Source organism: Pantoea graminicola (assembly GCF_048452665.1).
In the GTDB taxonomy this organism is placed as follows: domain Bacteria; phylum Pseudomonadota; class Gammaproteobacteria; order Enterobacterales; family Enterobacteriaceae; genus Pantoea.
This window is the reverse complement of sequence record NZ_JBLWSJ010000003.1, coordinates 613,018-623,536: the sequence shown is the minus strand read 5'-3', so window position 1 is coordinate 623,536 and position 10,519 is coordinate 613,018. Positions and strand designations below refer to the sequence as shown.

The following is a 10,519-nucleotide window of genomic DNA, read 5'->3' as shown; positions in this document are numbered from 1 at the left end:
TCGCAAAGGAGTCCCGCTTCCCTGCGGATCGGGCTCGCCATCCCTGGCTCGCACGCTGTGCTTTTCAGGCGGGCCTTTCCTGCCCGCGTGGCGGCGGTGCGGAGTTTTGCCGGTTGCGGCTTTGGGGGTGTACAGTTTTCGCTTCCGCCCCGATCGCCGGTTACTACATTGCCCGCTTCAGCGGCAGAGGTGCCACCAGCACCTTCACGCCCAGTGCTTCAAACGCTTTTACCTGTGCGGCACTGATGCCGCTGTCGGTGATCAGGTAGTGGATGTTGCTCCAGTCACACGGCATCGCAAACATGGAAACCTTGTCGATTTTGCTGGAGTCCGCGACCACATAAACCGTACTGGCGGAGTTGATCATCGCCAGTTTAACCTTGATGTCGGTTTCACTCGGAAAGCTCAGCCCCAGGCGCGGTGAGATGCAGGCCGTGGCCAGAAAGAGTTTTTCGGCCAGCACATTTTCGAAGAAGCTGGCGGCTTTTTCACCGGAGGTGGAAAGCGTCGGGAATTTAAAGGTGCCGCCGGTCAGCAGGATATTGATCCCCGGCTCGCCGCCCAGTTTCAGGGCGATATTGACCGCCGTCGTGACCACAGAGAGGCGGCGGATATGGCTGATGGCATCCGTGATCGCCGTGGTGGTGGTGCCGGAATCAAAAATCACCGTATCACCATTTTCGATATGCTGCGCCGCCAGCCGGCCAATCGCCTCTTTCTCTTCCAGATGCGTCTGCCGCTCCAGCAGCATCGCGCCGGTGTTCTGCTTACCCGTCATCAGCGTTGCACCACCGTGGTAGCGCTGCACAAAGCCCTGTTTTTGCAGCATACGCAGGTCGCTGCGTAACGTCGCTTCGGTCAGCCCGAAGGTTTCCGTCAGCGCTTTGACCGTCACCGTGCCATCTTCACGGATCATCTCCAGGATTTTCTCGCGGCGTTGCTGCATATCAGCGAACTGCTCACTTTTGCTTTTCAATCGAAATGCTCCCTTTTCCAATCATCTGTCGGGTCGGGCAAATAACCTCTACGGAGCTGAGTTTAACGCGCCGTTTTTGCGAATGCGAGATGGCCGGAGAGGGCTTTCATTTTCGAACGAAAATAAAAAACAGTCAGGCTATTGAATCTCTCACGCTTTTCTGATTGCAGGCGGCAGACTTTATTTGCTTACTGGAAGCCAGATCACGTCTTTTCAACCAGATAAGCCGGGCAGGAAAGCAGATGGTCGAAATTTGATCTGCCCCACACAACGTTTCTTTTCGATAGCATATATTTTTGTTCGAAAATGATTGAGTCACTGGCGGCAGCAAAAATCTGAGGGAGAGAGTGGGATGAGTGGTGAATATGACGTAAACCTGCGCTACGGCGTGGATACCGCAATGAATCTGGCCGACAAAGTCGCGGTCGTGACCGGCGGGCTGGGCGGCATCGCCATGGCGACGAATGGGATGCTGCTGGAGAAGGGCGCGCGTCTCGCACTGCTCTATCCGCCGTTTGAGGCGGAGAAGGTTGCCAGCCTGCAGGCGGATTTTGACGCCGGGCAGGTGCAGTTTATCTGCTGTGACGTTACGGACCCCGCTTCGGTGGACGAGGCGTTCGAGGCGGTGGTTTCTCACTATGGACGCATCGACATACTGGTGAACTGTGCGGGCTACGTGATGCTGCAGCCGGTTATTGAGACCGATTTTGCCGAGTGGCAGAAGCAGATTGCCGTCAATCTTACCGGCCCGTTTCTCTGTTCGCAGGCGGCGGCGCGGCTGATGATCCGGGCGGGCGCGGGCGGCAAAATCATTAATATCGCCTCGCAGGCGGCCTCTATCGCGATTGATAACCACGTCGCTTACACCTCTGCCAAGGCGGGCCTGCTGGGCATGACCAAAGTGATGGCCAAAGAGTTTGCGCCGCACCGGATCAACGTGAATACCCTGTCGCCTACCGTCGTGCTGACACCGATGGGCGAGAAAGCCTGGCGCGGCGAGAAGGGGGAGCAGATGAAAAAACTGATCCCGCTGGGTCGCTTTGCCTACACCGATGAGATCGCCGCCGCCGTACTGTTTTTCGCCAGCAACGGCAGCGACATGATCACCGGCGCGGATTTAATGATCGATGGTGGCTTTACCATCTGGTAAGGCCGACTCAACACCCGGGAACCCATACCCTGCCATAACGATAAGAGAGAACATCATGAAAAACCGTACCCTGCTGTGTAGTGCCGTGACTGCCTGTCTGCTGTCTCAGGCGGCGTTTGCCGCTGAAAAGGGCACCATTATGATTCTGGTTAACTCCCTCGATAACCCTTATTACGCCTCTGAAGCCAAAGGCGCCAACCTCAAAGCGCAGGAGCTGGGCTACAAAACTACGGTGCTGTCGCACGGCGAAGATGTAAAAAAACAGAGTGAACTGATCGACGCGGCCATCGGTAAGAAAGTGCAGGGTATCGTGCTGGACAACGCCGACTCCACCGCCAGCGTCGCGGCGATTAAAAAGGCGAAAGATGCCGGTATTCCGGTGGTGCTGATCAACCGTGAAATCCCGGTAGATGATGTGGCGCTGGCGCAGATCACCCACAACAACTTCCAGGCAGGCTCTGATGTGGCTAACGTCTTTGTGGAGAAGATGGGTGAAAAGGGTAAGTACGCCGAACTCGCCTGTAACCTGGCAGACAATAACTGTGTAACCCGCTCGAAGTCATTCCACCAGGTGCTGGATCAGTACCCGGACATGCAGAGCGTGGCGCGTCAGGATGCCAAAGGCACCCTGATCGACGGCAAGCGCATCATGGACAGCATCCTGCAGGCGCACCCGGACGTCAAAGGGGTGATCTGCGGCAATGGCCCGGTTGCGCTGGGCGCGATTGCGGCGCTGAAAGCCGCTGGCCGGAATGACGTTATCGTAGTGGGCATCGATGGCAGCAATGATGAGCGCGATGCGGTTAAAGCGGGCACGCTGAAAGCTACGGTTATGCTGCAGGCGCAGGCCATCGCCGCCGAAGGGGTGACCGATCTCGATAATTTCATCCAGAAGGGCGTGAAGCCGGAAAAACAGCGGGTGATGTTCCGCGGCATTCTGATTACCCCGGAAAACGCCAAAGGCGTACAGGACTTCAACTATAAGTCGTAATTAACCGCTGTCGCGCCTGCGCATGCGGGCGCCAGGGAGAAGAAGATGTCCCGAAGAGTCTGGCTGTCGCTGGTGGTCATGCTGTTAAGCGGCTGCAAAATTGTGTCGCAGCAGGAGCTGGCTGACCTGAAAAACCCCCCCAATCCGAAAATGGCTGACATCGACCAGCTCTGGCAACAGAAGCTGGTGCCGCAGATTCAGGCGGAGGCCCGGCCATTGGCGACGCTGATGACGTCGCTGAAGTCTGCCAAAGATTTTGACACCGCCTGTCAGCAGTATGGCTATCGCAGTCAGGCGGAGAATCCCTGTGTGTTCAGCGTCTCGGTGCAGGGTGACGTGACGGCCCTCAACACCACGTCACGCAGCGGAAAGATGACCGTGAAGGATGAATCAGGTGACAGTGTCACTATTCAGACCGGCCCGATCATTCGCGGTACGGCGTTGCGGGATGCTTATCGGGGCGCAAGCTATCAGGATTTCAACGATCAGGTGCTGTTTGGCGACTATGGCAAGGCCATTAATCAGCATGCCTCCGGCCTGATGCAGCAGTTCGCGCCCAAAGTGGGCGACAAGGTAAAGGTCACGGGTGTGTTCAGCAGCTGGGACATTCCGCAGCAGCTGCCGGATATCACGCCGGCCGCGATTACCCGGCAATAAGGAGCGGCAGATGCAGAGTTCTCAACCGCAGCACGCTGATGATGTGATTATCGAAACGCGCAATGTGTCGCGTCTCTATCCCGGCGTCACGGCGCTCGATCAGGTCAATTACCGGGTCTACCGCAACAAAGTGAATGTCCTGATCGGGGAGAACGGCGCGGGTAAATCCACCATGATGAAGATGCTGGCCGGGGTGGAGACGCCCTCGTCCGGCGAGATCCTACTGGATGGCAGGGTGGTGTCGCTGAACTCCACCCATCAGGCGGAAAAGCACGGGATCAGCATTATTTTTCAGGAGCTGAACCTGTTTCCCAACATGAACGTGATGGACAACATTTTTATCGCCAACGAATTCTTTCAGCGCGGCGTGATCAATGAAAAGTATCAGTACGCGCTGGCGAAGTCGCTGCTGGAGCGGCTGCAGCTGGATGTCGATCCCTATGCACAGCTGGGCGAGCTGGGTATTGGTCATCAGCAGCTGGTAGAGATCGCCCGGGCGCTGTCGAAGGATACCCGGGTGCTGATCATGGATGAGCCTACCAGCGCCCTGAGTCAGTCAGAAGTCAAAGTGCTGTTCAGCGTCATCGATCAGCTGAAACGGCGCGGCGTCACCATCATCTACATCTCTCACCGGCTGGAAGAGCTGATGGAGATTGGCGATCACATCACCATTTTTCGCGACGGCCGCTTTATCAGCGAGCGCGAAGTGCGCGACGCCAGCGTGCCGTGGATCATCGCCCGGATGGTGGGCGACAAGAAAAAGCAGTTCGACTATCAGCCTGCACCCCAGGGCGAAACGGTGCTGGAGGTCGAGGGCCTGACCGCGCTGCACCAGAACGGGGGCTACAAACTCAACGATGTCACCTTCACGCTGCGCAAGGGGGAGGTGATTGGCATCTATGGCCTGCTGGGGGCCGGACGCACCGAGCTGTTCAAGGGACTGATTGGGCTGATGCCCTGTCAGTCGGGGCAGGTCCGGCTGGCGGGCAGCGATCTGGCAAAGCGCAACTTTCAGCAGCGCCTGAAAAGCGGGCTTGCGCTGGTGCCCGAAGATCGCAAGGGCGAAGGGGTGATTGAGCTGATGTCGATCACCGCCAACATGACGCTTTCCGACTTCAGCCTGCGCGGGTTTCGCCGGGCGCTGGGGCGGCTGCATCCGGGCCGGGAGCAGCAGCGGGTCAGCGAAATGATTGGTCATCTGGCGATCAAGGTCAGCGATCCCGAACTGCCCGTGACGTCGCTGAGCGGCGGTAACCAGCAGAAGGTGGTGCTGGGTAAGGCGCTGATGACCGGGCCACAGGTGGTTCTGCTGGATGAACCGACGCGCGGGATCGACGTCGGCGCGAAAACCGATGTCTATCACCTGATCGGGAATCTGGCGCAGCAGGGGCTGGCAGTGATGTTCTCCTCCTCCGAGCTGGATGAGGTGATGGCGCTGGCGGACCGTATTCTGGTCATGGCGGATGGCCGGATTACGGCCGATCTGCCACGAGCAGCAGCGACGCGGGAACAGCTGATCGCCGCCTCTACCCCACAGGATTAAGAGCCTGTCTCATGAGGCTATTTTATTTGTCAGTCTGCGCCAGGGCCGTGTTCACCCTCCTCACGTACTGCCTGTACGTCGGGTTGCGGTGCGCGGTGCCTGCCCGGACTGTCTGCAACCACTATGCCTGGTGGGCCAGGCACTACGCTGGCCGGAGAATGTCATGAATCAACAATATCTGCTCTATATGTATCTGCTCAAGGCACGCACCTTTATTGCGTTGCTGATTGTGGTCGCCTTTTTCAGCGTGATGGTGCCGAACTTTCTGACCCCTTCGAACCTGCTGATTATGACGCAGCATGTGGCGATCACCGGCCTGCTGGCGATTGGGATGACGCTGGTGATCCTGACCGGCGGCATCGATCTTTCGGTCGGCGCGGTCGCCGGGATCTGCGGCATGGTCGCGGGTGCGCTGCTGACCAACGGCATTCCGCTGTGGGGCGGCAACACGCTGTTCCTCAACGTGCCCGAGGTGATTCTGGTGGTGGCGATCTTTGGCGTGCTGGTGGGGCTGGTTAACGGCACCGTGATCACCCGACTGGGCGTGGCCCCCTTTATCTGTACGCTGGGCATGATGTATGTGGCGCGTGGCGCGGCCCTGCTGTTCAACGATGGCGGCACCTACGCTAACCTGGTCGGACTGCCGGCGCTGGGCAACACCGGTTTTGCCGTACTGGGCTCCGGTACTCTCCTGGGCGTCTATCTGCCGATCTGGCTGATGCTCGGCTTTCTGCTGCTCGGTCTCTATCTGACGCGCAAAACCCCGCTGGGACGCTATATCTATGCCATCGGCGGCAACGAGTCCGCCGCGCGGCTGGCAGGCGTGCCGATTATCAAGGTGAAGATCTTTGTCTACGCCTTCTCCGGCCTCTGTGCAGGCCTGGTCGGGCTGGTGGTCGCCTCTCAGCTTCAGACCGCGCACCCGATGACCGGCAACATGTTTGAGATGGACGCCATTGGTGCCACCGTTCTGGGCGGCACGGCGCTGGCGGGCGGCCGCGGGCGGGTTTCAGGCTCGATCATTGGTGCGTTCGTTATCGTCTTCCTGGCGGATGGCATGGTGATGATGGGTGTCAGCGACTTCTGGCAGATGGTGATTAAAGGTCTGGTGATCGTGACAGCGGTGGTGATCGACCAGTTCCAGCAGCGTCTGCAAAGCAAAGTGGTGCTGTTGCGTCGCCATGAAAAAAAGCAGCAGGCGGTTTCCCTCACTGATGTCCGTCACAGTTAACAGGAGCGATTATGAGCCACGAACAACCTGAAAAAATCGTCGTGATCACCGGCGCCTGCCGGGGCATCGGAGCCGGCATTGCGGCGCGCTTCGCCCGCGACGGGGCGAAGCTGGTGATGGTCTCGAATGATGACCGGGTCTTCAGCACCGCCGACCAGCTTCAGCAGCACTATGGCAGTGAGATACTGGCCCTGCAGGTCGATGTCACCGATGAAACCGCCGTGCAGCAGCTCTATCAGCAGGCGTTTGCGCGCTTTGGCCGGATCGACGTGTCGATACAGAATGCCGGGGTGATCACTATCGATCGCTTTGACACGATGCCGAAAAGCGATTTCGAGCGCATCCTGGCAGTGAATACCACGGGGGTCTGGCTCTGCTGCCGTGAGGCGGCGAAGTATATGGTGCAGCAGCGCAGCGGCAGCCTGATCAACACCTCCTCCGGCCAGGGGCGGCAGGGCTTTATCTACACGCCGCACTACGCCGCCAGCAAGATGGGTGTGATCGGGATTACCCAGAGTCTGGCGCTGGAGCTGGCACCGTGGAACATCACGGTCAACGCCTTCTGTCCGGGCATCATTGAGAGTGAGATGTGGGACTATAACGATCGCGTCTGGGGCGAGATCCTCAGCAGCGGGGAGAAAACCTATGGCAAAGGGGAGCTGATGGCTGAGTGGGTTAATAACATCCCGCTGAAACGAGCCGGTCAGCCGGAGGATGTCGCCGGGCTGGTCGCATTTCTGGCCTCCGATGACGCACGCTACATCACCGGCCAGACAATCAACGTCGATGGCGGGTTAATCTTCTCCTGATCCGCTGTATCCCCAGCAGGCCTGCCCGTGGGCAGGCTTTTTTTTTGCCAGACTTTTCTGGTATATGCACAAAATGGCGCGGCTGTCCTGCATCACCATCACAATATGTTAAGGTAATAGTCAATGTTTTTGACTTTTTATCGCAGCTACAGACAGATCAATGTGCCGGGTGACATGATACGGAAAACAGGGGTTTACGCTTTTATTGCGCTGTCGCTGACTGCCACGCAGAGCGTCCGCGCGATACAGACTGAAACGCGGGTGTCAGAGACACCCTTCGATGATCCTGCGCGCTACAGTGCGTCGCTGCCGACGCTGGGCAGCGTGAGCGATCGGGATGAAGAGTGGAGTAAAAAGCTGGCCGCCGTTGCCAAAAGTATCGGCGAGGCGAGCAACAACAGCGACAGCGATGTCACGTTTGGCCAGCAGGCGGGTGTCTGGGCGTTCAATCATCTGCGCGATGAAGTGGCCGGGCGGATCGAGAGCGAAGGGCAGTCGCTGCTTTCCCCTTACGGAACGGCGCAGCTGGATCTTAACGTGGACATGGACGGCAACTTCACCGGCACCGGCGGCGATCTCTTCAGCGCCCTGGCCGATGAGAACAGCCTGCTGACCTTCAGCCAGCTGGGTCTGCACGATACCGAGAACGGGCTGGTGGGCAGTGCGGGTCTGGGGCAGCGCTGGGAAGCCGGCAATTGGCTGCTGGGCTACAACGGGTTTGTCGATCGGATCTTCAGCAGTGGTCTGCAGCGGGCCTCGGTGGGAACGGAGGCCTGGAGCGACGCGATGCGGCTTTCGGCTAACTACTATCAGCCGCTTTCCGGCTGGAAAAACCTCAGCAGTTCACAGCAGCAGCGCATGGCGCGCGGCTATGACATTACCAGCCAGAGTTACCTGCCTTTCTATCGCCAGCTGGGCATGTCGGTCAGCTATCAGCAATATCTGGGGGATAATGTCGATCTGTTTAACAGCGGCAACCGCTATCACAATCCTTCCGCCATGTCGTTCGGCCTCTCTTACACGCCGGTGCCGCTGGTGACGCTCTCCGCGACCCACAAAACCAGCAGCGCCGGTGAAAGCCAGGACCAGCTGGGGCTGAAACTTAACTACCGGTTCGGCGTGGCGCTGAGCCGTCAGCTCGACGCCGCGAACGTCGCCGAAGCGCACTCGCTGCGTGGCAGCCGCTACGATACCGTCACCCGCAACACGACGCCGGTGCTCGCCTTCCGCCAGCGTAAAACCCTGTCAGTCTTCCTGGCGACGCCGCCCTGGCAGTTAAGCAGCGGCGAGAGCCTGCCGCTGAAGTTACAGGTGCGCGCCAGCAACGCCATCAAAGCCGTCAGCTGGCAGGGCGACACCCAGGCGCTGAGCCTGACGCCACCGGCGAATAACGCCGATCCGCACGGCTGGAGTGTGATCCTGCCGCAGTGGGATCCGTCGCCGGACGCCAGCAACGAATATCGCCTGTCGGTGACGCTGGAGGACAGTAAGCAGCAGCGGGTCACCTCAAACTGGATCACGCTGAAGGTCGAGCCACCGATGCCGATGGATGCGTCGCCGCAGAGCGATCGCTTTGATTTGATGGCCCCCGCCGGAGCCGCTCTGTAGAGGGTGACGCAGTGCGGAGAGGCGCAAACGTGAGTGAACAGAGAAGGGGCAGCAATGGCGGAAGCGTGCGACCAGCCCGGAGGCACATCCCGCCGGGCAGCTCAGCGGGCGCGGAAAAGCTGCCCGTCTGCGGCGGTCAGTTCACCAGGCTTTTCACAATATGAATGGCTCTGGCGTAAAGCTCCCTCTGACCATTGACGGCGTGGGCTTCCTTATTTTTCAGAAAGGCGATGATATCCCGGATGCCTGCCGTCTGACCTGACTGCAGCAGGCTGGCGACCGCGTGCCCGACGACGGCATGAACATCATCCATATCTACCGGTTTATTGCTGCTCAAAAGAGACTCCAGGGCAACGGTTTTGCTGAACAGCCGCTGAACCGATCCGCCTCGGGCGATTCCGCCCGGTCAGCTCATCAGCCACACTCATGGCAGTGCCCTGAGCAGTTTTTCGCGCAGCATAGCGACCCGGGCCGTCAGTTCACTCAATTCGCTGCAGGCAGTATCCATCACAGAGACCATGTCTGCCGGGACGCCCGCTGCCGTGACTTTGAGCTGATGGCCCTGTTCCGTCAGCGAGACGATCACCCGGCGCTCATCCTTTGCGGTGTCACGCTGGCGGCAGAGAATACCGGCGCTTTCAAGCCGTCTCAGAAGCTGACTGAGTGTGCCGGAATCAAGCCGGACGCGGGCGCCAATTTCTGACACGGTCAGGCCATCTTTTTCCCATAGCACCAGCAGCACCAGATATTGCGGATAGGTCAGTCCCAGCGGCTTCAGCCGTGACTGATAGAGCTTCGTCATCGCGTGTGAGGCGGAATAGAGGGCAAAGCAGAGAAACTGGTCGATGGTTTCTGGTGCCGCACTGGCGGAAGACGTCTCAGCGATCCCCGCGGTTTCATTATTCATATTATTTCTCAGATGAGTCAGGGGCAGAACGGCCAGACTACGGACATTTTCGGTCGTGAAGTCGTGTGCATTTTCCGGATCGGGTCGAAGGTAACAGTCTCTCTTTGCAGAGATGAAACATCAGGCTTTCAGGCGCTGGCGCGGCGGAAAGGAAAGCCCTTAGCGGTAAGCCCGGCTGAAACTGCAGACAGTATTGAGTCAAACTAAATTGATGTCAATCTGACTGGCGGCGATCCCGCGAGGGCCATCTGCAGGGCCGCCTTGCCGCTTCGGTTTGCCTGCCAGATTTCAGCTTTTTACCCAGCCGCTGACGCGGCGCTGCCCTTGTCAAATTACGCGTGCCCGACGGCAGGCGTCGCCGTTCCCGGCGCCGAAAAGTCGTCGCAGTGCACAAATTTAATAAGATGGGCCTGTTAATCCGGCCGCCGCTGCCGATAGAACATTCATCGTTATGAATGCGGTGACCTGCAAGCGGCTGGCTGGCGCATGATGCTCGCCTGCGCATCGGGACGGGTAAGAACCATGATTTCTGACAGCAGAGTGCGTGGAGGGGTAATCATCGTCGGCCACTGAGCAGACAATCTATAAAAAAAACGCCCCGGTTTTTACTGATAACCAAAAGAGAATTCTGACACTTTTCAACACCG

10 protein-coding genes are annotated in these 10,519 nt (G+C 58.6%); 7 read left to right on the top strand and 3 right to left on the bottom strand.

Annotated elements, in window-relative coordinates; genetic code table 11:
- Positions 1-163: 163 nt before the first annotated feature.
- Entirely contained in the window at positions 164-976 is an 813-nt protein-coding gene (locus ACNY69_RS10600; RefSeq protein ID WP_293769773.1) for a DeoR/GlpR family DNA-binding transcription regulator, read from the bottom strand.
- 352 nt (positions 977-1,328) lie between these two features.
- Between ACNY69_RS10600 and ACNY69_RS10595 the strand changes: the two genes are divergently transcribed.
- The 7 genes from ACNY69_RS10595 to ACNY69_RS10565 all read left to right on the top strand — a co-directional run bounded on the left by ACNY69_RS10595 (position 1,329) and on the right by ACNY69_RS10565 (position 8,965).
- Positions 1,329-2,126: a GolD/DthD family dehydrogenase gene (locus ACNY69_RS10595; RefSeq protein WP_418798241.1), complete on the top strand. Its 798-nt coding sequence runs from the start codon at positions 1,329-1,331 to the stop codon at positions 2,124-2,126.
- Positions 2,127-2,181: 55 nt separating this feature from the next.
- Positions 2,182-3,117, top strand: coding sequence for a D-ribose ABC transporter substrate-binding protein (locus ACNY69_RS10590; RefSeq protein WP_111140234.1), 936 nt, complete (start codon positions 2,182-2,184; stop codon positions 3,115-3,117).
- Between the two features lie 45 nt (positions 3,118-3,162).
- Entirely contained in the window at positions 3,163-3,774 is a 612-nt protein-coding gene (locus ACNY69_RS10585; protein WP_111140233.1) for a DUF2291 family protein, read from the top strand.
- A gap of 10 nt (positions 3,775-3,784) precedes the next feature.
- Entirely contained in the window at positions 3,785-5,317 is a 1,533-nt protein-coding gene (locus ACNY69_RS10580) for a sugar ABC transporter ATP-binding protein (RefSeq protein ID WP_111140232.1), read from the top strand.
- 163 nt (positions 5,318-5,480) lie between these two features.
- A complete protein-coding gene (locus ACNY69_RS10575) occupies positions 5,481-6,548 on the top strand; it encodes an ABC transporter permease (protein ID WP_293769780.1) in 1,068 nt (355 codons plus the stop codon).
- 11 nt (positions 6,549-6,559) lie between these two features.
- Positions 6,560-7,357 carry an SDR family oxidoreductase gene (locus ACNY69_RS10570; protein WP_111140230.1) on the top strand — a complete coding sequence of 266 codons (798 nt, stop codon included), beginning with the start codon at positions 6,560-6,562 and terminating at the stop codon, positions 7,355-7,357.
- Positions 7,358-7,531: 174 nt separating this feature from the next.
- Positions 7,532-8,965, top strand: coding sequence for a YchO/YchP family invasin (locus ACNY69_RS10565; protein ID WP_418798258.1), 1,434 nt, complete (start codon positions 7,532-7,534; stop codon positions 8,963-8,965).
- Positions 8,966-9,101: 136 nt separating this feature from the next.
- Here ACNY69_RS10565 and ACNY69_RS10560 read toward each other — a convergent pair whose 3' ends face one another.
- On the bottom strand, positions 9,102-9,302 hold the full coding sequence (locus tag ACNY69_RS10560) for a hypothetical protein (RefSeq protein WP_199560010.1): 201 nt from the start codon (positions 9,300-9,302) through the stop codon (positions 9,102-9,104).
- A gap of 87 nt (positions 9,303-9,389) precedes the next feature.
- Entirely contained in the window at positions 9,390-9,872 is a 483-nt protein-coding gene (locus ACNY69_RS10555) for a MarR family winged helix-turn-helix transcriptional regulator (protein ID WP_111140228.1), read from the bottom strand.
- Positions 9,873-10,519 lie beyond the last annotated feature (647 nt).